At 40.2% G+C, this 25,125-nt stretch carries 28 protein-coding genes; 15 read left to right on the top strand and 13 right to left on the bottom strand.

Annotated elements, in window-relative coordinates:
* The first annotated feature begins 195 nt into the window (after positions 1-195).
* Genes yihI through hemN form a run of 3 tightly spaced genes read left to right on the top strand, consistent with a single transcriptional unit; the run spans position 196 to position 2,569 of the window.
* A complete protein-coding gene (gene yihI, locus ADA56_RS00455) occupies positions 196-753 on the top strand; it encodes a Der GTPase-activating protein YihI (protein ID WP_049368713.1) in 558 nt (185 codons plus the stop codon).
* Between the two features lie 5 nt (positions 754-758).
* The gene (locus tag ADA56_RS00450) at positions 759-1,202 is read left to right on the top strand and encodes a DUF2489 domain-containing protein (protein WP_049368712.1); all 444 of its coding nucleotides are present in this window, start codon (positions 759-761) and stop codon (positions 1,200-1,202) included.
* The gene (hemN, locus tag ADA56_RS00445; RefSeq protein ID WP_049368711.1) at positions 1,202-2,569 is read left to right on the top strand and encodes an oxygen-independent coproporphyrinogen III oxidase; all 1,368 of its coding nucleotides are present in this window, start codon (positions 1,202-1,204) and stop codon (positions 2,567-2,569) included. Before ADA56_RS00450 ends, hemN begins: the two co-directional genes overlap by 1 nt.
* Before the next feature lie 55 nt (positions 2,570-2,624).
* Here the strand turns inward: hemN and lysA are convergent, their stop codons facing one another.
* A complete protein-coding gene (gene lysA / locus ADA56_RS00440) occupies positions 2,625-3,875 on the bottom strand; it encodes a diaminopimelate decarboxylase (RefSeq protein ID WP_049368710.1) in 1,251 nt (416 codons plus the stop codon).
* 27 nt (positions 3,876-3,902) lie between these two features.
* Complete coding sequence (gene lptM, locus ADA56_RS09890) at positions 3,903-4,028, bottom strand: LPS translocon maturation chaperone LptM (RefSeq protein ID WP_005697346.1); 126 nt, start codon at positions 4,026-4,028, stop codon at positions 3,903-3,905.
* Between the two features lie 95 nt (positions 4,029-4,123).
* On the opposite strand from lptM, the gene cyaY reads away from it, so the two are divergent.
* Positions 4,124-4,429: an iron donor protein CyaY gene (gene cyaY, locus ADA56_RS00435; RefSeq protein WP_049368709.1), complete on the top strand. Its 306-nt coding sequence runs from the start codon at positions 4,124-4,126 to the stop codon at positions 4,427-4,429.
* Entirely contained in the window at positions 4,429-6,294 is a 1,866-nt protein-coding gene (gene recQ / locus ADA56_RS00430; RefSeq protein WP_049368708.1) for a DNA helicase RecQ, read from the top strand. The genes cyaY and recQ overlap by 1 nt, the downstream gene beginning before the upstream one ends.
* 42 nt (positions 6,295-6,336) lie before the next feature.
* On the opposite strand, the gene ADA56_RS00425 is transcribed toward recQ, so the two are convergent.
* Positions 6,337-7,878 (bottom strand): YjjI family glycine radical enzyme, encoded by a 1,542-nt coding sequence (locus ADA56_RS00425; protein ID WP_049368707.1) that lies wholly within the window; start codon positions 7,876-7,878, stop codon positions 6,337-6,339.
* A gap of 190 nt (positions 7,879-8,068) precedes the next feature.
* On the opposite strand from ADA56_RS00425, the gene ADA56_RS00420 reads away from it, so the two are divergent.
* Positions 8,069-8,734, top strand: coding sequence for a YczE/YyaS/YitT family protein (locus tag ADA56_RS00420; RefSeq protein WP_049368706.1), 666 nt, complete (start codon positions 8,069-8,071; stop codon positions 8,732-8,734).
* Here the strand turns inward: ADA56_RS00420 and ADA56_RS00415 are convergent.
* The 5 genes from ADA56_RS00415 to ADA56_RS00395 all read right to left on the bottom strand — a co-directional run bounded on the left by ADA56_RS00415 (position 8,684) and on the right by ADA56_RS00395 (position 14,182).
* On the bottom strand, positions 8,684-9,715 hold the full coding sequence (locus tag ADA56_RS00415; RefSeq protein WP_049368705.1) for a glycosyltransferase family 9 protein: 1,032 nt from the start codon (positions 9,713-9,715) through the stop codon (positions 8,684-8,686). The two genes, ADA56_RS00420 and ADA56_RS00415, sit on opposite strands and share 51 nt — an antisense overlap.
* On the bottom strand, positions 9,712-10,956 hold the full coding sequence (locus tag ADA56_RS00410; RefSeq protein ID WP_049368704.1) for an O-antigen ligase family protein: 1,245 nt from the start codon (positions 10,954-10,956) through the stop codon (positions 9,712-9,714). The genes ADA56_RS00415 and ADA56_RS00410 overlap by 4 nt, the downstream gene beginning before the upstream one ends.
* An 82-nt stretch (positions 10,957-11,038) precedes the next feature.
* Positions 11,039-12,118 (bottom strand): class II fructose-bisphosphate aldolase, encoded by a 1,080-nt coding sequence (fbaA, locus tag ADA56_RS00405; RefSeq protein ID WP_049368703.1) that lies wholly within the window; start codon positions 12,116-12,118, stop codon positions 11,039-11,041.
* A gap of 91 nt (positions 12,119-12,209) precedes the next feature.
* Positions 12,210-13,370: a phosphoglycerate kinase gene (gene pgk / locus ADA56_RS00400; RefSeq protein ID WP_049368702.1), complete on the bottom strand. Its 1,161-nt coding sequence runs from the start codon at positions 13,368-13,370 to the stop codon at positions 12,210-12,212.
* 98 nt (positions 13,371-13,468) lie between these two features.
* Positions 13,469-14,182: a ribonuclease T2 family protein gene (locus tag ADA56_RS00395; protein WP_049368701.1), complete on the bottom strand. Its 714-nt coding sequence runs from the start codon at positions 14,180-14,182 to the stop codon at positions 13,469-13,471.
* 75 nt (positions 14,183-14,257) lie between these two features.
* Between ADA56_RS00395 and ADA56_RS00390 the strand changes: the two genes are divergently transcribed.
* The 7 genes from ADA56_RS00390 (at position 14,258) to rpoH (ending at position 20,257) form a co-directional block, all read left to right on the top strand.
* Positions 14,258-14,518 (top strand): YfhL family 4Fe-4S dicluster ferredoxin, encoded by a 261-nt coding sequence (locus ADA56_RS00390; protein WP_014064693.1) that lies wholly within the window; start codon positions 14,258-14,260, stop codon positions 14,516-14,518.
* Positions 14,519-14,553: 35 nt separating this feature from the next.
* Positions 14,554-14,706, top strand: coding sequence for a DUF1232 domain-containing protein (locus ADA56_RS09590; RefSeq protein WP_005696968.1), 153 nt, complete (start codon positions 14,554-14,556; stop codon positions 14,704-14,706).
* A 141-nt stretch (positions 14,707-14,847) separates the two neighbouring features.
* Positions 14,848-16,062: an MFS transporter gene (locus ADA56_RS00385; protein WP_049368700.1), complete on the top strand. Its 1,215-nt coding sequence runs from the start codon at positions 14,848-14,850 to the stop codon at positions 16,060-16,062.
* A gap of 134 nt (positions 16,063-16,196) precedes the next feature.
* Positions 16,197-17,900: a nitrate/nitrite two-component system sensor histidine kinase NarQ gene (gene narQ / locus ADA56_RS00380; RefSeq protein WP_049368699.1), complete on the top strand. Its 1,704-nt coding sequence runs from the start codon at positions 16,197-16,199 to the stop codon at positions 17,898-17,900.
* A 9-nt stretch (positions 17,901-17,909) separates the two neighbouring features.
* Entirely contained in the window at positions 17,910-18,935 is a 1,026-nt protein-coding gene (gene murB, locus ADA56_RS00375) for a UDP-N-acetylmuramate dehydrogenase (protein WP_049368698.1), read from the top strand.
* Positions 18,936-18,954: 19 nt separating this feature from the next.
* Positions 18,955-19,266, top strand: coding sequence for a DUF2322 family protein (locus ADA56_RS00370; RefSeq protein ID WP_049368697.1), 312 nt, complete (start codon positions 18,955-18,957; stop codon positions 19,264-19,266).
* Between the two features lie 148 nt (positions 19,267-19,414).
* Positions 19,415-20,257: an RNA polymerase sigma factor RpoH gene (rpoH, locus tag ADA56_RS00365; RefSeq protein WP_049368696.1), complete on the top strand. Its 843-nt coding sequence runs from the start codon at positions 19,415-19,417 to the stop codon at positions 20,255-20,257.
* 48 nt (positions 20,258-20,305) lie between these two features.
* Here the strand turns inward: rpoH and plsY are convergent, their stop codons facing one another.
* A complete protein-coding gene (gene plsY, locus ADA56_RS00360; RefSeq protein WP_049368695.1) occupies positions 20,306-20,905 on the bottom strand; it encodes a glycerol-3-phosphate 1-O-acyltransferase PlsY in 600 nt (199 codons plus the stop codon).
* Positions 20,906-21,002: 97 nt separating this feature from the next.
* Between plsY and folB the strand changes: the two genes are divergently transcribed.
* Positions 21,003-21,359: a dihydroneopterin aldolase gene (gene folB / locus ADA56_RS00355; RefSeq protein WP_049368694.1), complete on the top strand. Its 357-nt coding sequence runs from the start codon at positions 21,003-21,005 to the stop codon at positions 21,357-21,359.
* Positions 21,360-21,413: 54 nt separating this feature from the next.
* Here the strand turns inward: folB and ADA56_RS00350 are convergent, their stop codons facing one another.
* On the bottom strand, positions 21,414-22,025 hold the full coding sequence (locus ADA56_RS00350; RefSeq protein ID WP_049368693.1) for a cation diffusion facilitator family transporter: 612 nt from the start codon (positions 22,023-22,025) through the stop codon (positions 21,414-21,416).
* A gap of 84 nt (positions 22,026-22,109) precedes the next feature.
* On the opposite strand from ADA56_RS00350, the gene ADA56_RS00345 reads away from it, so the two are divergent.
* Positions 22,110-22,493 carry a MerR family transcriptional regulator gene (locus ADA56_RS00345; protein ID WP_049368692.1) on the top strand — a complete coding sequence of 128 codons (384 nt, stop codon included), beginning with the start codon at positions 22,110-22,112 and terminating at the stop codon, positions 22,491-22,493.
* A gap of 51 nt (positions 22,494-22,544) precedes the next feature.
* On the opposite strand, the gene ADA56_RS00340 is transcribed toward ADA56_RS00345, so the two are convergent.
* Genes ADA56_RS00340 through ADA56_RS00330 form a run of 3 tightly spaced genes read right to left on the bottom strand, consistent with a single transcriptional unit; the run spans position 22,545 to position 25,124 of the window.
* Complete coding sequence (locus ADA56_RS00340; protein WP_049368691.1) at positions 22,545-23,642, bottom strand: NnrS family protein; 1,098 nt, start codon at positions 23,640-23,642, stop codon at positions 22,545-22,547.
* The gene (locus tag ADA56_RS00335; protein WP_179854570.1) at positions 23,635-24,327 is read right to left on the bottom strand and encodes an ATP-binding cassette domain-containing protein; all 693 of its coding nucleotides are present in this window, start codon (positions 24,325-24,327) and stop codon (positions 23,635-23,637) included. The genes ADA56_RS00340 and ADA56_RS00335 overlap by 8 nt, the downstream gene beginning before the upstream one ends.
* Entirely contained in the window at positions 24,327-25,124 is a 798-nt protein-coding gene (locus tag ADA56_RS00330) for an ABC transporter permease (RefSeq protein WP_049368690.1), read from the bottom strand. Before ADA56_RS00330 ends, ADA56_RS00335 begins: the two co-directional genes overlap by 1 nt.
* Position 25,125 lies beyond the last annotated feature (1 nt).

The following is a 25,125-nucleotide window of genomic DNA, read 5'->3' as shown; positions in this document are numbered from 1 at the left end:
GTAGGACACCGCCAGGTAGTGAATGTGAACCCCGAGCTGAAGAGCTTGGGGTTTTTGTTTTTAGATTTGATTTAAATGAAATAAAAGTGCGGTCAAAATCAGAATAGTTTTATTAAAGATGTTTAAATCTTTTAATGAGAAAATATAGGTGGAATGGTACAATCACCAAAATTTTTTATAGGATAAATAACACAAATGGCTCGTAAAAAGAAAAGTCGTAAAATTAGCGATATTATGCCAATTCGTAAATCAGATAAGAAACCTGAAGCACCGAAGCTATCAGGTAAGAAATTAACACGTTATGAATTAGATGCTAAAGCAAGAGAAGATAAGAAAAAACGTAAACATAAAGGTTTAGCATCCGGTTCTCGTCATAGTAACGCTGAGCAAAATAAACATAATCAAGTCGTTGAACAAAAAGATCCGCGTATTGGTAGCCGTAAAAAGGTCCCACTGATTATTGAATTTGTGAATAAGCCTGAGAAAGGAATGACAATTCCAGCGGTAAAAGAACCGAAAAAACTTTCACCTGAAATTGAGTTAGAACGTTTAGAAAATAATGAAATTCTAAATGAATTGTTGGATGCCTTAGATGAGGGTAAAACGATTAGTAAAGCTGATCAACAATTTGTGGATGAATGCTTAGATCGTATTGCTCAATTAATGGAAGAATTAGGTATTCAAGATGAAGAAGAGACAGAGGATGACCTCTATCGAACCTTCGAGAAGATTGATATTAACCAATTCCGATAATTGTCATGTGGCCGATTATTTTTAGTATTATTGCTTTGGGAATTATTGCTGGCGTATCATTTTATGCTTTCAAATTACTTAGGATGTTACGCGAGCAAAACACTCTCATTAAACAGGCTAAAATAGCGCGTACAAAACGCCTAAAAGAGAGTATGGTAATTATCGCTAAAGCGATGCAAAATGGAGATTGCAATCATTCAGAAGGGGTGATTCGTTTATCAATGCTTTTACTCCCTTTTGGACAATCTTTACAGCCATATCAAGCGATGTATGCACTTTATAATATTGTGAAAGAAATGCCTACGCATGAAGCTCGGAAAGCATTGTTAAAAAAAGAAAGAATGAAACTTGATCTTGAGCGAGAAAGTGCAGAAGCAAAATTTGAAGAAGAAATTATGTTGGAGTTGCGTCAGTTTTTAAATGACGTAGAGAAATTTGGGGAAGCTTAATGTCTGAAATTATTTGGGATCTTGCGTTAATTCAAAAATATAACCAATCAGGACCTCGTTATACATCTTATCCAACTGCATTAGAATTTAATGAAAGTTACACTAACGAAGATTTTATTGCAGCTGCTAATCGTTATCCGGAAAGACCACTTTCCCTTTATGTACATATTCCGTTTTGTCACAAACTTTGCTATTTCTGTGGCTGTAATAAGGTGATTACTCGCCATCAACATAAGGCGGATATTTATCTTGATTACCTTGAAAAAGAAATCAAAGCGCGTTCAGAATTATTTAAAAATCGTGTTGCGACTCAAGTGCATTGGGGCGGCGGTACACCGACTTATTTGACAGAAGAGCAATCTGCTCGTTTGATGAAGATGCTTAAAGACCATTTTACGATTGCGGATAATGCAGAAGTCAGTATTGAAATGGACCCACGCGAAATTGAGCTCGACATGCTTGATCATTTACGCAATATTGGTTTTAACCGAATTAGTATGGGCGTGCAAGATTTCAATAAAGAGGTTCAAAAAGCGGTAAACCGTGAACAAGATGAAGAATTTGTGAATGCATTGCTTGTTCGCGCTCGTGAGTTAGGTTTCCAATCGACGAATCTTGATTTAATTTATGGATTGCCACTTCAAAATGTGGAAAGTTTTATGTTCACATTAAATAAAGTGATTGAATTGAATCCAGATCGTTTAAGTATCTTTAACTATGCCCATTTGCCAAGTCGATTTGCGGGGCAAGCAAAAATTAAAGAAGATCAATTACCGCCACCAGAAACTAAGTTAGAAATCTTACAGAAAACTATCGAAACCTTAGGGAATGCAGGCTATAAGTTTATCGGTATGGATCACTTTGCTAAACCCGATGATGAATTAGCGATTGCCCAAGAGAAAGGTGTCTTACACCGAAACTTCCAAGGCTATACTACTCAGGAAGAATGTGATTTACTCGGTTTAGGTGTATCAGCCATTAGTTTATTGGGTGATACATACGCTCAAAACCAAAAAGAGTTAAAACATTACTATCATGATGTGGAAAATTCAGGAATCGCATTACATAAAGGTTTAGCGATGACAGAAGAAGATTGCTTACGCCGTGATGTGATTAAGCAGTTGATTTGTAACTTTAAGCTTGATTTTGCACCCATTGAAAAACAATACAATATTGATTTCAAAAAACACTTTGCTGAAGATTTACAGTTATTAAAACCATTACTTGAAGATGGATTAATTTCTGAAACAGAAACAGGCTTACAAGTTTCGCCTAAAGGTCGATTATTAATTCGTAATATTTGTTTATGCTTTGATACCTATTCAAGAGCAGCAGCAAAACGACAACAATTCTCTCGGATTATTTAGTTATACAAAAACGGTCAAGATGTAAGTCTCGACCGTTTTTTCTTTCTATCTATTTTTATTCTGCGATACTTTCTAGAGCCCATAACTCGCTAAGACTTTCTCTGCGACGAATTAAATGAGCTTTGTCTCCATCCACTAACACTTCAGCCGTACGTGGACGAGAATTGTAGTTTGAGGACATACTTGCACCATAAGCACCAGCAGAACGTTGGGAAATATAATCCCCTTCAGCAATGGCGAGCTCACGCTGTTTACCTAAGAAATCAGAGGTTTCGCATACTGGGCCAACAACATCATAAATGGCTTTTTTACGCCCTAAAGTGCGGTCAATTTCAATGATGTTCATATAAGCCTCATAGAGTGCCGGGCGAATCATATCGTTCATACCGGTATCAGTAATCGCGAAGTTACGGCTTTCATTACTTTTTAAGTATTGAACTTTAGCCACTAAAATCCCCGCATTCGCCGCGATCGCTCGACCAGGTTCTAGAATAATTTCGAGATCTTCATAATCTTTTAATTTATTTAGCAACGCAGTTGCATAGTCACTTGGGTGAGGTGGCGTTTCATCAGTATAAGTTACGCCTAAACCACCGCCGAGATCTAAGTGTTTTAATGTGATGCCATCTTCTTTTAATTGTTCCATTAAACGAATGAGGCGATCAGTTGCATCTAAGAAAGGTTGTAATTCAGTAAGCTGAGAGCCAATATGGCAATCCATACCTGTAATTTTTACATGAGATAAGGTTGCTGCTAATTTATAGACTTCACGCGCTTCATCTACGCTCACACCAAATTTATTTTCCTTTAATCCTGTGGAAATGTAAGGATGTGTATGGGCATCGACATCTGGGTTTACGCGTAAAGAAATAGGGGCTACTTTACCCATTTCACCCGCAATTTGGTTGATATGATGTAATTCCGCAACAGATTCTACATTAAAACAACGAATGCCTACTTCTAACGCTCGCATAATTTCTGCACGAGATTTTGCTACGCCAGAAAATACAACTTTTGATGCCTCTCCACCAGCTGCTAAGACGCGTTCTAATTCGCCTTGCGAAACGATATCAAAACCAGAACCTAACTTCGCCATGACATTCAAGATACCAATATTGGAATTGGCTTTAACGGCATAACAAATCAAGTGTGGATGCTTTCCTAAAGCAGAATCAAAGGCATGCCAATGGCGTTCAAGTGTGGCACGAGAATAAATATAAAGCGGTGTGCCGAATTCTTCAGCGAGTTGTTTGACGGGCAAATCTTCAACATAAAGTTGCTCGTTTTTATATTGGAAAAAATCCATGACGAATCCTTTAAGTGCGGTCAGTTTTTATTGTGTTTTTTGCGTGTTTTGTGGTTGTTCTTTTTCAGGAAAATACAATGGCCCTTTTACACCACAACCTGTCGCTAAAGTACAGAATGCACTGAGTAATAAAATAGAAAGTAATTTTTTCATTTTTCAATCTCTCTAATAAGTAAAATCTGCCTTTGCCAACGAGGTGAAAGGCTTTATAATTCACGGCATTCTATCAGATTTAATCGGAAAATTTTATGAATGTTGCAGAATTTCACCAAAATATTGAACAGGTTTGGCAAAAAATTGAAGAAGAGTTAGAGAATCAAGACTGCGATGTGGATTGCGAGACACAAGGTTCGGTATTCACGATCACATTTGATGACCGCTCACAAATCGTTATTAATAAGCAAGAACCACTTCTTGAGCTTTGGCTTGCGAGCCGTTTGGGTGGATTCCATTTTGCCTATAAAAATAATGATTGGGTGGCAAATGATGGTAAACGCTTTTGGGATTCTTTAACCGAGGCGGTTGCTGCTCACGGAGAAACGGTAACATTCTAATGGCCGAACTCGCGGAACATGCCCCGCAAAAAACAGACTTAAAAACGACCGCACTTAATACGTTGCGGTCTGTTTTTGGTTACCAATCTTTCCGCAAAGGGCAGGAAGAAGTGATTCATGCTGCGTTAAGCGGTCAGGATGCCTTAGTGGTGATGGCCACAGGAAATGGTAAATCCTTGTGTTATCAAATTCCAGCACTTTGTTTTCATGGTCTTACATTAGTGATTTCGCCTTTGATTTCTTTAATGAAAGATCAGGTAGATCAACTCCAAGCAAACGGTATTCAAGCAGATTTTCTGAATTCTAGTCAGACGCCAGAACAACAGCAGCAAGTTGAAAATAAGCTGATTTCAGGTCAATTAAAATTATTATATGTTTCGCCTGAAAAAGTGATGACAAACAGCTTTTTTCAGCTGATTTCTTATGCTCAAGTTTCCTTTATTGCCATTGATGAAGCCCATTGTATTTCACAATGGGGACATGATTTCCGCCCTGAATATACCCAACTTGGCGGCTTAAAATCGGCTTTTCCAAATGCGCCAATTATGGCATTAACGGCGACGGCTGATTACGCGACGAGACAGGATATTCTCACTCATCTTAAATTAGATAATCCTCATAAATACATTGGCAGTTTTGACCGTCCAAATATTCGTTATACGTTGGAAGAAAAGTTTAAGCCGATGGAGCAGCTTACGCGTTTTGTCTTAGCTCAGAAAGGTAAAAGTGGCATTGTGTATTGCAATAGTCGTTCGAAAGTGGAGCGTATAGCAGAAACTTTGCGAAATAAAGGCGTGTCGGCTGCAGCGTATCATGCAGGGATGGAAACCGCACTGCGTGAATGCGTCCAGCAAGATTTTCAACGAGATAATGTTCAAGTTGTGGTTGCGACGATTGCGTTTGGTATGGGTATTAATAAATCCAATGTGCGTTTTGTCGCCCATTTTGATTTGCCAAGAAGCATTGAATCGTATTACCAAGAAACCGGTCGCGCGGGACGAGATGATTTACCTGCGGAAGCGGTACTTTTCTACGAACCGGCTGATTATGCTTGGTTACAGAAGATTCTGCTTGAAAAACCAGAGACGCCACAACGTCAAATTGAGCAACATAAATTGGAAGCCATTGGTGAATTTGCCGAAAGTCAAACTTGTCGTCGTTTGGTGTTGCTCAATTATTTTGGTGAACATCGTCAAACGCCTTGTCAAAACTGTGATATTTGTCTAGACCCGCCAAAGAAATATGATGGCTTAATTGATGCGCAAAAAGTGATGTCTACGATTTATCGTGTGGGGCAATGTTTCGGTGTGCAATATGTGATTGCGGTATTGCGAGGGATGCATAATCAGAAAATTGTGGAACGCCAACATGATAAGTTAAGTGTTTATGGCATTGGCAAAGATAAAAGCAAAGAACATTGGCAATCCGTGATTCGCCAACTTATTCATCTTGGTTTTATTCAACAAGTGATCGGTGAGTTTAATAGTGCCACGCTTCAGCTCACAGAAAGTGCACGCCCTGTTTTAAAAGGCGAAGTGCCGCTTGAATTGGCAATGCCGCGCATTTCATCCATTAATAAAATTGTGCATACATCCCATAAAAATACGGTAGCAAATTACGATAAAGATCTGTTTGCTCGTTTACGCTTCCTACGGAAGCAGCTCGCGGATAAGGAAAATATTCCACCTTATATTGTCTTTAACGATGCAACATTACAGGAAATGGCACAATATATGCCAACAAGTAATATTGAAATGCTACAAATTAATGGGGTAGGGGCGATCAAATTAGAACGCTTTGGGCAGCCGTTTATGGCATTGATTCGAGAACACAAAGCGATTTTAGAAAAGGCAGAAGAAGAATAAGTGCGGTCAAAAAACAGAGAGTTTTTCGACCGCACTTTTTTTCTAGCTTGCACTTACATCTTGTTCATCGCGTAATTGACGGTCAAAGACTTGTGCACAATCATCGGTGCCAGCGCCATACCAAGTGGTATCACGTAATGCTACTTCACCTTTACGGTATTTTTCCACTTCGCTTTTCTTCACTAAATAGCCGGTTACACGAATCAAATCGGTATTTTTAAGGTAAGTGGTGATATAACGGTAACCTTGCGCAAATGAACCATCGATAATATCAACGACGGCATCTAAATGATCCACATAGGTTTGGTCAAAGGCAAACAAATCTCCCGTACCTGATGGGAAGTATTTATGGAATGGCGCAGATTGTTTTAAATGAGCCAATAACGTTGGTTCTTCACCCACACGAATGCGATGTGCCGGCGCATTACGTTTATCTTCCTCATGATTGCTTGCACCTACTTGTGCATGTAATAAATAACGGTTGCCCGTGCGTTCAGCATACACGCCTTCATGGTTATCTGTGACTTCTTTCAATTTATCCATAATTAAGGTCGCAATTTCATCACCGCGTTGGCTTTTACCAAAGGTTTCATTTAAGCCTTCTTGTTGCAATAAATGATTTGCTGCATCAGCGAGACCAACAATAGCAAACATCCCCGTAAAATTAGTACGTTTGATAAACCCTTCTTTTTCGAGGAATGAGGTATTGAAGAAGTTGCTTTCTTCCACTACAAATTTATGGCGTTTATCCATGGTGGAAAGTGCACATTTTGCTACACGAGGTAAGAGTTCATTGACCATTTCATCCACGGTTTTACAGGCGCGAGCGATGGTACCTAAACGCAAGCGAGTGAGGGTATAAGCGCCGCCACATTCAGGCAGTGCGTTATAGCAGCTTGCAATACCATATTGTTCGCCTAAGTCAGAAATGTAGTAAGCATCATTGGCAAAAGACGGTTTGGAAACCAATAAGCACGCTTTTGCCGCCAATTCTGCAAATTCACGACTTGTTTTACTCTTATCATAACGAATGGTCATATTTGGTGTTGGCGCTTCCAATTCAATCACCGCTTTTAAAATCAAACGCCCTGCTTTGGTATCATAAGGACCAATATTGGCGTGGCAAAATGAATCCGGCACAGTTTTGTCTACATGATTTAAGAAACGTTTAATTTTGATGTAGTCTTGTTCCTCATCGGTAATAAACGGATCAAGTAGCACGTCTAAACGACCAATGTAAACTGGGAATGTGGTAATGGAGGGCACGTGGGAATATAAAATCAATAAGCCATCTAATGCTTCATCAAGATCTTTTGGTGGCGGCAATTCAAGGAATTCACAGCCTTTTTTAATATACACATTGTAATCCGGCAAAATATAGCGGGGGCGATAAATCGCATAGCCTTCGTTTAAATCACAGATCATTTGATTTTGAAGGAATTGCCATTCTTCATCCGTGTAGCCTAATAATTCACGAGGATCAAATAATCGCTCGGCGATATTGCCTAAACACATGAGTTTTTGTTGATAGGTGAGTGTATTGGATTTTACGGTATCCAAAATATCTTGAAGAGATGCAAGCATAATCATGTCCTAATTTAAAAGGGTAGCCTATTTTAAGTCAGTGGCTGAATGATGACAATTTTGACAATGTGATCTACATCACATTTATGATATTTATCAGTCAATTCGGTTATATCATATGACGTTAAAATGTTTTGGTTTTATGGGGTTTCCCATTATGATGTAAGCGTTAAATATAAATGGGAATAATATGAAAAAAGCACGGGTGATTCCTCACACCAGTTGGGCCGCCAAATCGCTATGGTCAGTCGAAGGTAAAACCATGTCGATGCTCTTATTTGCTTTGGCAATACTGGGCATTGGAGATGGCTTGATTGTGCTCGCTAATTTGGGTTCTTCACCTTGGACCGTACTTTCTCAAGGCGTGGCATTACAAGCTGGAGTTAGTATTGGTTGGGCATCATTCGGTATTAGCTGTTTGGTGATGTTGGCTTGGATTCCCCTTAGGTTAAGATTTGGGCTTGGCACGATTTTGAATATTATCGTGATTGCTTTTTTTCTGGGTTTAACCGTGAAAATTATACCTGAACCAACCGCACTTTTGAGTCGAATCTTATTCGGCGGAATTGGGCTTTTGCTTTATGGGCTTGGAACAGCATTATATTTAACCTGTCATCAAGGCGCTGGCCCGCGGGATGGATTAATGGTGGGGTTTTGCCAACGCCTTCATTTAAAAGTAGGCATTGTGAGAACAAGCCTTGAAGTGTCGGTTTGTGTGTTGGGTTATCTTCTCGGCGGCACAGTCGGAATCGGTACCGTTGTTTTTGCCGCCGCAATAGGTTGGATTGTACAGTTATGCTTAAACTCAATTGCTCGCTTGCCACATCTTCCGCACGAAGGGGATAATCTCAATTAAGGCATCATCAATCGAAATTAAGCCTAAATTAATTTCCTCTTTGCCTTTTGGCGGGCAGAAAGCAAGATGTTTATCTGCATCATTAATCGGCTTCCAACGACGAGGCTGAGATGAGCGACTATTTGGATAGAATCCGATCGTTGGCACATTGAATGCACTACTTAGATGCAATGGTCCAGTAGAGCCCGCAATGAATAAATCTGTACAAGCCAGTGAGTGAGCAAAATCCACTAATCCTTTATTCTTATCGTAAACCACCACATTTGGGTTATCGATTTTTGCCGCTAACTCATGGGCTTTTTTACTTTCACCAGGTCCTGCCGTTAAGATAATCTGACAGTCAAATTCGTTTAATAAACCTTGTATCAATTGAGCATACTGTGTCAGAGAAAGGCTTGTTGCTGAACCACCTGTTCCACTATGCACAAAGACCCATTTTTTATCCGCCGATAAACCGAATTGTTCTTGAAGAAAAATACGTTGTTTTTTAACCGCACTTTCAGGAAATGAAAGGTAAGGTGGTTTAGGTTCTACAATCGGCATGTTGTGTTTCTTTAAGAACGCCCGAGCCAGATCTTGATTGTACTCGGCTTCCGATTTTTCTGAACGTGAACGGCGTTGTGTTAAACGATGGTTATAAAGGATTTGTACCCATTTTGTTGCGGGCGCAAGACGATAAGGAATCCCACTTTTCCAGGCTAATTTACCGTTATGGGTATTGGAAAAGAAGCTAATCATGCCATCAAATTGCTGCTCTTTGATTTCTTTAATAAGCCGGTTGAAATCTGCTTTGTCGTTCTTAGCACTATCAATGATAACATCATCTAAATAAGGGCAAATTTGTGCAAGTGGTGCGGTATAAGCTGGCACAAGTGCGGTCAGTTTTAGCTCGGGATTTGAGGCTTTCAACATCGCAAAAGCCGGAAACGCCTGAACAAAATCACCCAGTTTATCGTTACGAATGACTAAAATTTTCATTATTCCGCCTTCTGATGTGTTCGTATTGCAGCATAAAACACAATCGTTAAGAAAAAGTAAAAAATAGTACCTGAATTATGTACCAAGAAACCTTGGCTTAAGCCATAAATCATCACAGATAAAATATGGGCAACACCTAACGTTGCAATCAGCTTAACCTCATCGTTCGTGGTGTTTAGCTTTTTCATAAAGGTACGCAGAGGAATAAATAAAACAGCAAGCAAGGCGAGTAATCCGACGATTCCTCGTTTGGAGAGGTCATCTAAATATTGGTTATGAGCATGTGTAAATTGTCCAATGTTACCTGTAGCAATTTTTTCTTCCGTTTCTTGCTTACGTTTTTCTGTTGCACCTTGAATACCCCAACCAAATAAAGGTTTTTCTTTTGCCATTGCAATTGCGCTTTTCCACATTTCAAAACGAGCACCTAGAGAGGTGTTACCATTATTTTTGTCTAGATAAAGTTGGATATCTTTTTGAGCAACATTAATTCGTTCCATAATGCGGTTATTGGGCATTTGACTAATACCAATGCTCGCGACCACAATAATCCCAAAGAAAGTCAGGAAAAAACGTTTTGAAAGAGAATGACGATAAATATAAAAAATAACGACAAGCAAGACAGGCAATGCAACCCATCCACCTCGAGCGGTAGAAAGCAAACTTCCTACGATGCCACATAAACCACCAATAACACTAAGAGTGGTTAACTTTACGTCTTTTTTATGATGGGCATAGAGGGCAATAATTAGGCTAAAAATACCTAATGACATAGAAATATCACCACCTTGAATATGCATAATTCGAGGATTTTGCTCTGGGCGTAGATTCAAGATAAATTTATCATAAAGTGCTACGCAAAGGGAAATAATACTACCAAGCGGAATAGAGTAACTCAAAACGCAAGTTTTGATAGGGTATTTTAATAATAAAAGTAAAACAGGAACAAAGAAAACGACTCGGCTTGCAGTATCAAGATCGCGCATTTTCCCCCCGTTAATGCAGAGGGAAAGTACAAATGTAAGAAAATAAAAAAGGTAGCTATAAATTAACCATTTATCAACTTTCGATAAGTTTAAAAGTGGTTTCTTGATTAAAGCATAAACGCCATAACCTAAACCGATTAACATCAGTAGAGCAGGTGCAGCATTATATCCCCCCTTGACAATAAATATCGAAAGGAAGAAAAGCGTTACTGCAAAGTTTATTAGGGTAACTAACCAATTTTGTTTTGTTATTTGCATAGATTATGCTCGATATTTAGGTTATGTAAAATAAAAAAACCGCACTAGAAAGTGCGGTCTTATTTTAGTCTATTTTTATGGATTATAAAACATCAATGCAGTTTAAGTCTTCGAAAGATTGCTCTAAGCGTTTAGACATTGATTCTTCCATTTTACGTAACCAAACACGTGGGTCGTAGTATTTTTTGTTTGGTGCATCAGGACCTTCAGGGTTACCTAATTGACCTTGAAGATAAGCTTCATTTGCTTTATAGAAGTTTAAGATACCATTCCATGCAGCCCATTGAGTATCAGTATCGATATTCATTTTGATTGCACCATAGCTAATTGCTTCGCGGATTTCTTCGCGGCTAGAACCTGAACCACCGTGGAAAACGAAGTTGATTGGTTTTGCTGGTAGATTGCGTTCTTTTGCAACGAACTCTTGTGATGCACCTAAAATAGATGGTTTTAATTTTACGTTACCTGGTTTGTAAACACCGTGTACGTTACCGAATGCAGCCGCAACGGTAAAGTTAGGGCTTACAGGGTTTAATTGATCGTAAACATAAAGCACATCAGATGGTTGGGTATATAAACGAGATTCATCTACATCTGAGTTATCCACGCCGTCTTCTTCACCACCGGTAATACCAATCTCGATTTCAAGAGTCATGCCTAATTTATCCATACGAGCAAGGTATTCACGGCAGATTGCCATGTTTTCTTCCATAGGCTCTTCAGATAAGTCAAGCATGTGAGAAGAGAATAATGGACGACCTGTTTCTGCAAAGTGTTTTTCACCCGCTTCAAGTAAGCCATCGATCCATGGAAGTAATTTTTTCGCAGCATGGTCGGTATGCAGAATAACTGGGACACCATATTCTTTGGCTAAAGTATGAACATGTTTTGCACCTGCGATCGCACCTAAAACGTCTGGACGTGCACCGCTTGTTGGTTTGATACCTTTACCTGCGTAGAAAGCTGCACCACCGTTTGAGAATTGGATAATTACTGGTGCTTTCACACGAGCAGCGGTTTCCAATACAGCATTTACGGAGTCTGAACCCACGCAGTTTACTGCAGGGATCGCGAAGTTGTTTGCTTTGGCATAAGCAAAGATTTTTTGTACATCTTCACCTGTTACTACGCCAGGTTTTACGATATCTAATAATTTAGCCATAGTTGTGTTTCCTTTTGTTTTGGAGGGTTTATCCTCCGTTTGAAGAATCAATATTTATCCCCTCTGTGCAGAGGGGATAGAAAGCATTTAATTAACCGTTCGCACGTTTTTCAAGAATTTCTACTGCTGGTAATACTTTACCTTCAACGAATTCTAAGAATGCGCCACCACCGGTAGAGATGTAAGAGATTTTATCTGCAATACCGAATAAATCGATTGCTGCTAAAGTATCACCGCCCCCTGCGATAGAGAATGCATCACTGTTTGCAATCGCGTGCGAAATGATTTCAGTACCTTTACGGAAGTTAGGGAATTCAAACACGCCAACCGGACCATTCCATAAAACGGTTTTTGCATTTTTGATGATTTCTGCTAATTGTTCTGCAGATTTATCACCGATATCGAAGATAGATTCGTCATCTTTCACTTCGGTCACTGATTTTTCTGTTGCAGGTGCAGTTTCAGAGAATTCAGTACCTACACGTACATCAACTGGAACAGGAATGTCAGTACTTGCTGCTAATTCTTTTGCTACAGGGATTAAATCTGCTTCATATAATGATTTACCCACATTGTGGCCAGCTGCCGCGATGAAAGTATTTGCAATACCACCACCTACGATAATTTGGTCAGCAATTTTTGAAAGAGAGTTTAATACTTCTAATTTAGTGGAAACTTTAGAACCACCTACGATCGCAACCATCGGACGAGCTGGCTCTTTTAATGCTTTACCTAACGCATCTAATTCTGCTGCAAGTAATGGACCTGCACAAGCAACTGGTGCAAATTCTGCTACGCCGTAAGTTGACGCTTGTGCACGGTGAGCTGTACCGAATGCATCCATCACGAATACGTCGCAAAGTGCGGCATATTTTTTACCTAATTCAGGATCGTTTTTCTTCTCACCTTTGTTTACACGTACGTTTTCTAAGACAACGATTTCGCCTTCTTTAATATCCACACCGTTTAAGTAGTCTTGTACTAAACGCACATTGAAACCTGCGTCTTTTAAGTAATCAACAACCGGTTGTAAAGAGTCTTCAGGTTTGAATTCACCTTCAGTTGGACGACCTAAGTGAGAGGTAACCATCACTTTTGCGCCTTTTTCTAAAGCCAGTTTTAACGTCGGGATAGTCGCACGAATACGCGCATCAGATGTCACTTTGCCATCTTTTACCGGTACGTTTAAGTCCGCGCGAATAAATACACGTTTACCTTTTAAATTTAAGTCGGTCATTTTGATTACTGACATAAGCTTTCCTCTTGGGTTAGTTAAAATTAAACTGGAACATTATACCTAGATCTTACTAGGTTGTAACGATGTAGATCAAATAAAAAAGCGAATTATGCTTATTTAGGGCAATCGATTACTTGCCATTGACGATCATAGCAAATGAATAATTCATTATGGCTCGCGCCTAAATAAGCGCCTTTTAGTTGTGGATTATTCTGCTTCATCCATTGAAATAATTCTTTACGGCTTAATTGTTCGTTTGGCAAGGAGAGTGATTCAAATAATGCTTTCTCTTGTTTGAAATAAGCTTCCGCTGAATCAAACGCACAGCTGCCGTGTTTTTCCCATTCGCCTTGTAATAATTTTGCACCTGGCGAGATTGAAAGGTAAGGTTCGAGCGTTTCAACTGGAAGCGGTGCTAAATCACCCTTACAAAAACGTGGATGATCCGTAACAGAACGTGCATTCGCATTTTGTGGCCATAAGCCATGCACTACCCAGCCAAATTGATTTTTTGTACTACATTGATATTGCGCTGAATCAGGTAAATTATTGCCATATTGCGCACGTTGTTTTTCACAGAATGCAGGCGACCAAGATAAGGCCAACATATAGTAATCAACAGGGGCATTTTTATTTTGTCCAATGGCATCATCGCGCATGATGACATCATAATTTCCAAAATCTTTGGTATTTTTGACCGCACTTTGGGTTTGTTGTTGTGTGGTTGTTGGGGCGGGTTTTGTGTCTTTTTTGTGTTCAGTGAAATATTGCCAAATACTAAATGCAGCAAGGGCAATAAGGGAAAGAGTAGAAGCCTGTTTTTTCATAAAAATCCTGTTTAAATTTTGTCAATTTTGCTTTTGTCGGCTATAATTCGCCGCTTTCTCATATAAAGGAATGGTATGGCGTTACTGATCACAAACAAATGCACAAACTGCGATATGTGCCTCCCCGAATGTCCGAATGAAGCAATCTCAATCGGCGAGGAGATCTATGTGATCGATCCTGTGCTTTGTACGGAATGTGTCGGTCATTATGACACGCCAACTTGCCAAAAAGTTTGCCCGATTACAAACTGTATTAAGCCAGATCCTGAGCATCAAGAAAGCGAAGAGCAGCTTTGGGAACGTTTTGTGATGATTCACCATTCGGATAAGTTGTAGAATTTACCTGATCTTTTTCTTTTCGTCCAATGACTATGAATAAAACAAAGTTAATTAAAATCGCCATCATTCTGATTTATTTGTTCAGTCCGATTGATATTTTGCCTGAAGCGGTGCTTGGTCCATTAGGTTTGGTGGATGATGCGGCAGCCATTGCTTTATTGATTCGAATTTTATTGAAAAAATAAAAACTTGAATAAAATCAACCGCACTTTGCTTTTCTCATTCTTGCAAAATCCCGTCACTTTCTCTAAACTACGCATCGGAAATTTCTTTCCTCTTCATTTCACTTTAAACGCTACCCGTGAGTAGCAAAAGGGACCTCAATCATGACAAACGTCAATCAATATGGCTGGAAAGCCTTGGTTGGATCAGCTGTCGGCTACGCGATGGATGGATTCGATCTTCTTATTCTTGGATTTATGCTTAGTGCCATTTCGGCCGATCTTAATTTAACCCCTGCACAATCTGGCTCATTAGTTACCTGGACACTTATTGGTGCTGTGGTGGGCGGTATTGTATTTGGTGCATTAAGCGATCGTTATGGGCGTGTACGCGTGCTAACTTGGACAATCGTACTTTTCGCCGTATTTACTGGTTTATGTGCAATCGCACAAGGCTACTGGGATTTATTAATTTATCGCACCATTGCCGGTATCGGTTTGGGCGGTGAATTTGGTATCGGTATGGCATTAGCCATTGAAGCATGGCCAGCCAAACACCGTGCAAAAGCCGCTTCTTATGTGGCGTTAGGTTGGCAAGTGGGTGTGTTAGCCGCCGCGTTACTCACACCAGTATTGCTTCCACATATCGGCTGGCGCGGTATGTTCGTTGTCGGTATCTTCCCGGCATTTGTTGCTTGGTATTTACGAGTTCGCTTACATGAACCTGAAATTTTCTCACGAAAACAGACCGAACTTTCAGCACAAAAGATATCAAAGCTAGAATCTTTCAAACTCTTAGTGAAAGATAAAGCAACCACAAAAGTAAGTCTTGGTATAGTAGTTTTAACGTCTGTACAAAACTTTGGTTACTACGGCATTATGATTTGGATGCCAAACTTCTTATCTAAACAACTTGGCTTTAGTTTAACGAAATCAGGTTTATGGACAGCAGTTACCGTATGCGGCATGATGGCAGGAATTTGGATCTTTGGGCGTCTAGCCGATAGAATCGGACGTAAACCAAGTTTCTTATTATTTCAACTTGGAGCCGTGATCAGCATCATCACTTACTCTCAATTAACCGATCCAACTGCCATGTTGGTGGCAGGCGCATTCTTAGGGATGTTCGTAAACGGCATGATGGGCGGTTATGGCGCATTAATGGCTGAAGCCTATCCGACAGAAGCGCGTGCAACCGCACAAAATGTGTTATTTAACTTAGGTCGTGCTGTAGGTGGTTTTGGACCGGTTGTTGTCGGGGCGATTGTATCCGCGTATTCATTCAGTATTGCGATTGCTTTCTTGGCTGTGATTTATGTTATCGACATGGTCGCGACGGTCTTCTTAGTGCCCGAATTAAAAGGCAAAGAATTAAGCTAAGTGCGGTCAAAAAAATTAACGTTTTTGAAAACATCGGTGTGAAAGCCGATGTTTTTTATTTGTGAAAAATCAGCCAATTTCAACCGCACTTTATGCTAAACTATGGGTAATTTCCCTAATTTTGAAGAGTTATCGTGTACGCCAAACGTTCAGTTTCTACCCGTATTGCCAAATATTTATTTGTGGTCATTATCTTCATGGGCATTATTAGCTCATTGAGTTTGCTCGTGATGGCAAGTAATAAATCGGATGCGGAAGCCATTAATATCTCCGGTTCTTTGCGTATGCAAAGTTATCGGCTATTAACGGAAATGGAACGTTCGCCGGATACGGTTGAACAGAATCTGGTGCGTTATCAACGCAGTCTCAATGCCGAGGCCTTACTTTCTGTGCAAAATCAGCTTTTTGCACCATCAGGTGTGAGAGAGTCCTATCAAAAAATTCTACAACGCTGGGCGGTGATGTCCGATTTCGCTCGTGCGCATCAAATCGAAAAATATCATGCTGAACTTAAAAGTTATGTACAAGATGTCGATGATTTCGTGTTGGAATTACAACGCTTTGCCGAACAAAAATGGATTAGTGCGGTTTCAGTGCTATGCGTGTCGATGTTGTTAATTTTGGCTATGGTGTCCTATGTTATTTGGTATCTGAAGCGCGAAGTGGTGAAACCGTTAGAGCTGATGACCAAAGCCAGTATGCAAGTGCAAATGGGGCAGTTTAAACATATCCAGCTTGATACAGAAAGTGGTAATGAGCTTGGTGTTTTGGCGAAAGTGTTTACGCAAATGTCCTCAGAATTAGGGCGGCTTTATTCACGTTTAGAAGATGCAGTCAATGAGAAAACGCAAAAATTACGCCAAACTAACCGCTCTTTAACGACGCTTTATCAAAGCTCGCAGTTGCTTACGCCCACGAAGATTAATGATAAAATTCTCAGCCAAGTGCTCAATCATATTCGTGTTAGCGAACATTTACGCTACATCGAGTTAGAAATTTTCGGCTCAGAACATTGGGAAATTTCTTTTGGTCAAAAAGATCCTAAACAATCACTTCAAGTCGAAGAACTTTCTATTGAAAATGAAAACTTAGCAGTGCTCTCGTGGCAAGCGGGTTTGCCTTGCCCGGATCCGCGAATGATGAAAAACTTAGGACAAATGGTGGCAAAAGCGTTGTATTCTCACAAAACGCAACGCCAACAAGAGCAACTCTTATTGATGGAAGAGCGGTCAATTATTGCACGGGAATTACATGACTCATTGGCGCAAGTGCTGTCTTTCTTACAAATTCAATTAACGCTGTTAAAGCATAATTTGAAGAAAGAAGATGAGGTATCAAAAGAGAAAAGCATTGCGATTATTTGTGAGTTTGAACAAGCCTTATCAGATGGGTATTCTCAATTACGAGAATTATTGGCGACCTTCCGTTTAACGGTACAAGAAGCGAATTTACAGGTTGCTTTAGAGCAAGTTATCGAAAGTTTACGTTCGCAAACGAAGATGCAAATGACAGTGGACTGCAGTTTGCCATCGCAAAGTTTAAATCCACAAGAATTAGTGCACGTTCTACAAATTGTGCGTGAAGCAACGCTGAATGCGATTAAACACTCAAAAGGCACGCTGATTGAAGTGAAAGCGCATATCAATACAGAAGGGGAATACGAAATTCTTGTGCAAGATAATGGCGTAGGAATTCCGACGTTAGATGAGCCAGAAGGGCATTATGGTTTAAATATCATGACTGAACGCAGTCGCCAATTAAATGCACAACTTACGATTTCAAAAGGGGAGCAAGGTGGTACGATGGTGAAAATCACGCTCCCTCACACGTTTTTTTAAGGAAAGTTAATGCAAAGTTTACAACCGTTTCACACCTTCAATATTCCGGCAAATGCGCGTGAAATTATTGAAGCCACATCGATTGAACAAATCCAACAAGCTTGGCAAAAAGCACAAGCTGAAAATCTCCCTGCCTTATTTTTAGGGCAAGGCAGCAACATGCTGTTTTTAGACGATTTCCAAGGAATAGTGATTGTTAACCGTTTATCGGGTATTCAACATACAGAAGATAGCGATTACCATTATTTACATGTCAATGGTGGCGAAAATTGGCACCAGTTGGTGGAGTGGTCGCTCTCACAAGGGATTGATGGTTTAGAAAACCTTGCGCTCATTCCAGGCTGTGCGGGTTCAGCGCCAATTCAAAATATCGGTGCGTATGGCGTAGAATTTAAAGACGTGTGTGATTATGTGGATGTGTTGAATCTCAACATCGGCGAACAATTCCGCTTGCAGGCGAGCGAATGTGAATTCGGTTATCGTGAAAGTATTTTTAAACATCGCTATGCACAAGGTTATGTGATTACAGCGGTTGGATTGAAATTAGCTAAAAATTGGCAACCAATTTTAAAATATGGCTCATTAGTGAATTTTGATCCTCAAACAGTAACGGCAAAACAAGTGTTTGATGAAGTGTGTCATATTCGTCGCAGTAAATTGCCCGATCCAAAAGAATTTGGCAACGCGGGCAGTTTCTTCAAAAATCCTGTGGTGACTGCTGAGCAATTTGCGAAAATCCAAAAACAGGTCGAAAATCTACCGCACTTTCCACAACCGGATGGCTCTATGAAACTTGCAGCAGGTTGGTTAATCGATCAATGCCATTTAAAAGGTTTTCAAATCGGTGGCGCAGCTGTTCATCAACAGCAGGCTTTAGTGCTGATTAATAAAGGCAATGCTACAGGTCAGGATGTTGTGAAGCTAGCACATCATATCCGTCAAACCGTAGCAGATAAATTTGGTGTGTATTTACAGCCCGAAGTGCGCTTTATGGGGGCGAATGGCGAAGTGAATTCAGAGCAAGCCATTAGTTAATTTATAGAGGAAAGCAATTATGAATTTTAAAGACATTTTAGAAACCTTACCAAGCATTGATCATCTAACTGGCTTAGACGTATTAAACGATGAAACCGTGATTCATCATATTCCTGCTGCACCAGGCAAGCTTGGATCGCTTCGCCTTTATCATGCGTTAGCAGAAAAATTTAACGGGAAATTAGACCGCACTTCTGCACAACAAGGCATTGAATGGTTTGCTGAACACGTTGAAGATGCGAAACAAAATCCTGGAAAACACCCGAATATTGATTTATTGTTTAAAGTGGTGGCAGAGGATGTAGTTTATTCACTTGTGCCATTAAACTAATTTGGAAAATTTTCAGTAATTAATTTGAACTTTTAATCGTTAAAAACTGTCAAATGAAACAAATTGAGGTATAATGACAACAGTTGTTATACAATAACAAAAATAAGTAATGAGTCGGGGCGTCGCTCCGCATGCTGTGAGGAGAAGAATGAATAAAGAAACTCAAATGATGTTAGTACCTCAAGGTAGCATCGAAGGTTATATTCGAGCAGCAAACGAATATCCGATGCTAACTGCAGAGGAAGAAAAAAGCTTAGCAGAACGTTTGTATTATGACGGTGATATTGAAGCAGCGAAAAAATTAGTTTTATCACACTTACGTTTTGTTATTCATGTTGCGCGTGGTTATTCAGGTTATGGATTACCGCAAGCAGATTTAATTCAAGAAGGTAATATTGGATTAATGAAAGCGGTAAAACGTTTTAATCCGGAAGTGGGTGTTCGCCTTGTATCTTTTGCGGTGCATTGGATCAAAGCTGAAATCCATGAATATGTCCTTCGCAACTGGCGTATTGTGAAAGTCGCTACCACGAAAGCACAACGTAAATTGTTCTTTAACCTACGTAAAACTAAACAACGTTTAGGTTGGTTTAATGAAAACGAAGTGGATATGGTGGCGAATGAGCTTGGCGTGTCAAAAGAAGATGTCATCGAAATGGAATCCCGTATGACAGGGGCTGATGTAGGCTTTGATTTGCCAACAGACGATGATGACGAAGCTTATGCACCTTCTTTATATTTAGAAGATAAAAGCTCAAACTTTGCGGCAGAACTTGAAAGCGAAAACTTTGAAGAACAAGCGACAGAAAAGTTAGGAACAGCCTTAGCCAATCTTGACGAACGTAGCCAAGATATCATCAAAGCACGTTGGTTAGATGATGATAAAGCCACCCTTCATGATCTTGCAGCAAAATATAATGTGTCTGCAGAACGTATTCGTCAGCTTGAAGCAAACGCACTGAAAAAACTTAAAAGTGCGGTTGATTTCTAAGCCGTTTTGATAAAAAGAAACCTGTCGATTATCGACAGGTTTTTTTATTTATTTCTTTTTGGATTTTCCCCACATTTTATCTTCTTGGCCTCGCCATAAGCGCTGAATATTGTCGTGGTGACGATAAATCAGCAAACAGCAAACTAAGGCAACGGGGAAGGTAAATTCCGGTTTAAGCGACCAAACATAAAACGGTACAAGAAGTGCAGTGATAACCGCACTTAATGAAGAATAGCGACTAATTAAGAAGACTAACAACCACGTACCTAGTGTTGAGCCAGCGACGCCCCAAGAGATGGGCGCAATGGCACCGAATGCGGTCGCGACACCTTTTCCGCCTTTAAACTGAAAGAAAATGGGGAAGATATGTCCTAAACACGCACCCAAGGCAACCATGCCTAATTCAAATTGCGTAAGCCCTAAATAATAACCCGCCCAAACAGGTAACATCCCTTTTAAAATATCGCAAATTAATACTGCAAGCGCCGCCCAACGTCCGCCAATACGTAATACATTGGTCGCACCAGGGTTATGAGAGCCGTTTTTTCGTGGGTCAGGCAAGCCTGCTACCTTACAAATCAAAATTGCACTGGAAATCGAACCCAGCAAATAAGCAAAAATCATATAAAAAAGGGCAAATAGGCTCATTTTATGCTCCACAATCTTGATTGTATTTGAAAAACTTGTTCGTTATTTTAACCAAACTTGATAGCATAAGCCCACTATATTTTTACAGGAATGAGAGATGGATCGAATTTTTATTGAAGAATTAGTCGTCTTCGCACAAATTGGTGTGTATGACTGGGAGCAGCAAATTAAACAAAAGCTCGTTTTTGATTTGGAAATGGCATGGGATTGTCAAAAAGCCGCAGAAATGGATGATGTGCAATATTGCCTTAATTATGCTGAAGTGAGCCAATTTATTTTAGATTATGTTCAAGCTAAGCCATTTTTATTGATTGAGCGAGTGGCTTATGAAGTAGCAGATCAATTACAACAACGTTTTGGTATTTCATGGTTACGCCTCAAATTAAGCAAACCCAAAGCGGTTGCTCAAGCAAGTAATGTGGGGATTATTGTAGAACGAGGTGAGTGGAAATAATCGCTGAAAATTGACCGCACTTTGTTAATCTCAAAACAAAGTGCGGTTCGTTTTTTAGGTGTTTTTTAATGCCAAGCGGAACGCTCCGATTCCACTTTTTAATACCAGTACACTTAATATCATACTTGCTAGCGGATCAACCCATAACCATCCTAGGAAATAGGCGCTTAGCCCCGAAAGCATAGCAATAATGGAACCGAATAAATCGGTCAGTACATGGAGATACGCCGCTTTGATATTGAGATTATCATGATCGCTGTTCAACATGATCTTTGCCACGAGAAGATTCACCAATAATCCGAGAGAGGCAACCCCAAGCATCGGTAATGCCATCATCTCGATAGGATTTTGCCAGCGTTGAATGGCTTCAACTAAAATCATCAATGCCACAACAATCAATGAGACGCTATTGAGTAAAGCAATGTATCGTTGTTTTTGAGCGGATAGAAACAATGCTAGCAAGGCTAAAAATAACGATAAGCTATCGTTCGCCATATGCCCCGCATCAGCCATGAGTGCCAAACTGTTAAACCAATAGCCTCCAACAAATTCGACAACCATAAAGCCCGTAATGATGGCAAAACTGAGTGCTAAGATTTTTTTATCTTGTGGAATATGCTCATGAGGTGAATGGTCATAATGTTCATGGGAATGGTGGACGGACATACGGCTCCTCATTGTGTCTTTGATTAACTTGAGATAAAGTATAAAGCCCGTAGCAACTACAAGGTCAAGGCTTGATTTTAAAAAATGAAAATTCACGAATTCAGCAAACAAAGCGGTATTCATTTAGAAACGATTCGGTATTATGAAAAAATGGGCTTGATGCCGGAGCCTAAACGGCTGGCAAATGGTTATCGAGATTATGATGAAGCCAGTTTGAAGCAATTAAAATTTATTAAAACCTGCCGAGCGTTAGATTTTAGCTTGGCCGAAATTAAATTTTTTAATGAGATGAAAACGCAGCAATCTCAACATTGTGAAGTGGATAGTATGTTGGCAAAACATTTGGTTTCAGTCGAAGAAAAAATTGCCGAACTGACCGAAATTAAACATTTCCTACAAAGTTTAATTACCGAAGATGATCATCAAGCTGCTGATTGTAAAGCAATGGCCCAATTAAAAGCCTATTAAGTGCGGTCTAAAAAATATCAAAAATCCGCACATTGATGTGCGGATTGGTCATTATTCCGGATCATCCGTAAAGGCATTGTTTCGGAATATCGGCACAAAGGTTGCGAGGTACAGCACAAACACAATGGCAATTAAAATAGCCGGAATCGTAATAAAAAACAGCTCGTCCACATACATCAAACAGGCTCGCGAAAGCGCTGCGGTAAAAAGACAAAGCACGGCAAGGCGACAGAGTTTTGGATAATCCAGTTTCGTAAAGCCACTATGCCATAATCCTGCAGTGAGCCAAATCATCATCATACTGCCGAGAATGCCGCCCAGTGTCACCATGTGTAACGGATCGGCAGTAGGTTCATCAATTAATTTATTTATGCCAATCCACAAATAACCAATCGCGGCGAACAGTTGAAGGAAATAATAAGTGCGTACGTAATGTTTACGTAGCAGTTCGTGATGATGTAATTCGCGTAACTTGGCAAGCAAGATAAAGCCAACGGCAAAAGCTGTAAAAGCGGCTGTTTGCGCAGGCAACCAAAGCTCTGCTGCGGTATGAAGTAATAAAAATGTAATTGCGATATTTTTATACACGACATTCGGGATAAATACAGGATCTTTCAATGTACTTTCTTTCAGTGCCTCTGCGCCTAATAGAATGCTGACTCGAATTGATACAAACATCACTGCCGCCATATTCAAATGCACCTGTGCCCGCAATAATTTCAGACTATCAGTCATGGCGTAAGCTGTCTGACAAACCATAAATGCTGAAAGTAACATCAGTAAAGTAAAATTGTCGGTATTACGATCCAACCAAAACAGCCAAGCACAAAAGAGTAACAATGCGAGCCAATAAGCTGCCACTAAAAATGAGGCGGTTTGCGGGGAAAATGGCAATAACACCAATCCAGCAAGCAAGAGTACTGCTAAAATCGTCGCAATAGGTTTTAAATTGCCTTTGTAATTTGTCCATTCGAGCATGGAAGCTGTCAGAAAACCGCCGTATGCGGCTGGTAGCATAAATTCTAAGAAAATTTTGCGATGTAGGATGAGATCATCGGGGCTGATGAAAAAGCTCAAGGCACCAACAATCGCAAGAATAGCTGCACCAACAAAGAAGGGTCGCATCGGATGGGTAAAGAAATTATTCATAGTAATGGATTCCTTGAAATTCGCGTGCGACTACGGTTTCTTCAAAGGCTGAATTACGTTCGGATAATGGCGTTGGCAAGGTAATCACATTTTGCACATCCATCCCTTTTGGAGAAAGCTGCATAATCTCTCGGCTTAATCGAGCCGCTTCAAAACGATCGTGCGTCACTAAAATGCAAGCCATGCCTTGCTGCTCAATTTTTTCCACTAACATAGCGGCTAAAATATCACGTAAATCGCGATCTAAACCGACAAAAGGTTCGTCCAATAAGGCTAAATCACAGCCACATAGCAATAGACGCAAAAATGCCACGCGTTTTGCCATTCCACCCGATAATTCGGTCGGGTATTTATTCAAATCCCCAGAGGAAAGCCCGATCTTTTCTGCCAGCGCAATGATTTCATTTTCATTAGGATTATCCATAAAAATGGCGATATTCTGCATAGCAGTGAGATTTTCTAATAGACGATTTTCTTGAAACAGAAACCCTGTTTTACGGAATGTATTATGGATTTCGCCCGATTTTGGTGTTTCTAAACCTGAAATCAAACGCAGTACAGTCGTTTTGCCACAACCGCTTGGGCCGAATAAGGTTTTCACTTCGCCTGGTTGTAAATCCATACTGAAATCGCGCACGATGGGATCGCGGAGAATTTCAAAACGCACATTCTTTAAACTCAGCATTATCTTCTCCACGGCATAAACAGGATTTCCAATGGCTTGGTAATCAAATATTCAAAGAGTGAAACAAATACAATCACCAACAACACATAAGCCATGACCGTTGATGTATCTAACATGGCTCTGGCATCGGCAATCTGTGCTCCTACACCCTCATTGGCTCCCAAAAGCTCAGCCATAATTACCACCTTCACGCCCATCGCAACCGCGACGCCAATACTGGAAATTACATAGCCCGTGAGATGGGGAACGTACAAATAGCGAATTTTCTTCCACAATCCGAGCTTGTACGCATCAAACAATTCTTCATGTTGTTTGTTTACACTTGCCATGCCCATGGCGGCACTGGCAAAGGTCAGCGGGGCGACTAATACGATAATGGTAAATAGCACGCTAGGATTGCCAAAGCCAAACCAAAATAAAGCCATCACGACCCAAATAATTGGTGGCATGGCTAACAAAATCGTAATGACGGGTTTGAGCAATGCCATAGCGGTTTTAAAGCTGCCCGCAATAAGCCCCACAGTTAAACCGACAATGAGAGCAATACCAATGCCCACCACGGAACGCCATAACGAAATGCCGATTTCGTTTTGTTGGAAATGCTTGAGCAAATCAAGGGCTTTTTGAAAAACATCCGCGGGAGCAGGCAGCATAAATTCACCAAATATTGCGCTGCCCCAAGCCCACAAGGCAACAACTATCATCGCCACACTTAAGCCGGTAAAGCCGCTCCAGAGATAGTCGATGATGTAAAACAGGACAGGTTGTGGTTTACGAATTTTGTCAGTTTTAATCATG

It is taken from the genome of Parahaemophilus parainfluenzae (assembly GCF_001055095.1).
In the GTDB taxonomy this organism is placed as follows: domain Bacteria; phylum Pseudomonadota; class Gammaproteobacteria; order Enterobacterales; family Pasteurellaceae; genus Haemophilus_D; species Haemophilus_D parainfluenzae_Z.
This window is presented reverse-complemented; position numbering and strand designations above follow the sequence as displayed.

Excerpts from the sequence above, each read along its gene's own strand:
- yihI (WP_049368713.1), top strand. The coding sequence starts at position 196 with ATGGCTCGTAAAAAGAAAAGTCGTAAAATTAGCGATATTATGCCAATT.
- ADA56_RS00450 (WP_049368712.1), top strand. The coding sequence starts at position 759 with ATGTGGCCGATTATTTTTAGTATTATTGCTTTGGGAATTATTGCTGGC.
- hemN (WP_049368711.1), top strand. The coding sequence starts at position 1,202 with ATGTCTGAAATTATTTGGGATCTTGCGTTAATTCAAAAATATAACCAA.
- lysA (WP_049368710.1), bottom strand. The coding sequence starts at position 3,875 with ATGGATTTTTTCCAATATAAAAACGAGCAACTTTATGTTGAAGATTTG.
- lptM (WP_005697346.1), bottom strand. The coding sequence starts at position 4,028 with ATGAAAAAATTACTTTCTATTTTATTACTCAGTGCATTCTGTACTTTA.
- cyaY (WP_049368709.1), top strand. The coding sequence starts at position 4,124 with ATGAATGTTGCAGAATTTCACCAAAATATTGAACAGGTTTGGCAAAAA.
- recQ (WP_049368708.1), top strand. The coding sequence starts at position 4,429 with ATGGCCGAACTCGCGGAACATGCCCCGCAAAAAACAGACTTAAAAACG.
- ADA56_RS00425 (WP_049368707.1), bottom strand. The coding sequence starts at position 7,878 with ATGCTTGCATCTCTTCAAGATATTTTGGATACCGTAAAATCCAATACA.
- ADA56_RS00420 (WP_049368706.1), top strand. The coding sequence starts at position 8,069 with ATGAAAAAAGCACGGGTGATTCCTCACACCAGTTGGGCCGCCAAATCG.
- ADA56_RS00410 (WP_049368704.1), bottom strand. The coding sequence starts at position 10,956 with ATGCAAATAACAAAACAAAATTGGTTAGTTACCCTAATAAACTTTGCA.
- fbaA (WP_049368703.1), bottom strand. The coding sequence starts at position 12,118 with ATGGCTAAATTATTAGATATCGTAAAACCTGGCGTAGTAACAGGTGAA.
- pgk (WP_049368702.1), bottom strand. The coding sequence starts at position 13,370 with ATGTCAGTAATCAAAATGACCGACTTAAATTTAAAAGGTAAACGTGTA.
- ADA56_RS00395 (WP_049368701.1), bottom strand. The coding sequence starts at position 14,182 with ATGAAAAAACAGGCTTCTACTCTTTCCCTTATTGCCCTTGCTGCATTT.
- ADA56_RS00390 (WP_014064693.1), top strand. The coding sequence starts at position 14,258 with ATGGCGTTACTGATCACAAACAAATGCACAAACTGCGATATGTGCCTC.
- ADA56_RS09590 (WP_005696968.1), top strand. The coding sequence starts at position 14,554 with ATGAATAAAACAAAGTTAATTAAAATCGCCATCATTCTGATTTATTTG.
- ADA56_RS00385 (WP_049368700.1), top strand. The coding sequence starts at position 14,848 with ATGACAAACGTCAATCAATATGGCTGGAAAGCCTTGGTTGGATCAGCT.
- murB (WP_049368698.1), top strand. The coding sequence starts at position 17,910 with ATGCAAAGTTTACAACCGTTTCACACCTTCAATATTCCGGCAAATGCG.
- ADA56_RS00370 (WP_049368697.1), top strand. The coding sequence starts at position 18,955 with ATGAATTTTAAAGACATTTTAGAAACCTTACCAAGCATTGATCATCTA.
- rpoH (WP_049368696.1), top strand. The coding sequence starts at position 19,415 with ATGAATAAAGAAACTCAAATGATGTTAGTACCTCAAGGTAGCATCGAA.
- plsY (WP_049368695.1), bottom strand. The coding sequence starts at position 20,905 with ATGAGCCTATTTGCCCTTTTTTATATGATTTTTGCTTATTTGCTGGGT.
- folB (WP_049368694.1), top strand. The coding sequence starts at position 21,003 with ATGGATCGAATTTTTATTGAAGAATTAGTCGTCTTCGCACAAATTGGT.
- ADA56_RS00350 (WP_049368693.1), bottom strand. The coding sequence starts at position 22,025 with ATGTCCGTCCACCATTCCCATGAACATTATGACCATTCACCTCATGAG.
- ADA56_RS00345 (WP_049368692.1), top strand. The coding sequence starts at position 22,110 with ATGAAAATTCACGAATTCAGCAAACAAAGCGGTATTCATTTAGAAACG.
- ADA56_RS00340 (WP_049368691.1), bottom strand. The coding sequence starts at position 23,642 with ATGAATAATTTCTTTACCCATCCGATGCGACCCTTCTTTGTTGGTGCA.
- ADA56_RS00335 (WP_179854570.1), bottom strand. The coding sequence starts at position 24,327 with ATGCTGAGTTTAAAGAATGTGCGTTTTGAAATTCTCCGCGATCCCATC.
- ADA56_RS00330 (WP_049368690.1), bottom strand. The coding sequence starts at position 25,124 with ATGATTAAAACTGACAAAATTCGTAAACCACAACCTGTCCTGTTTTAC.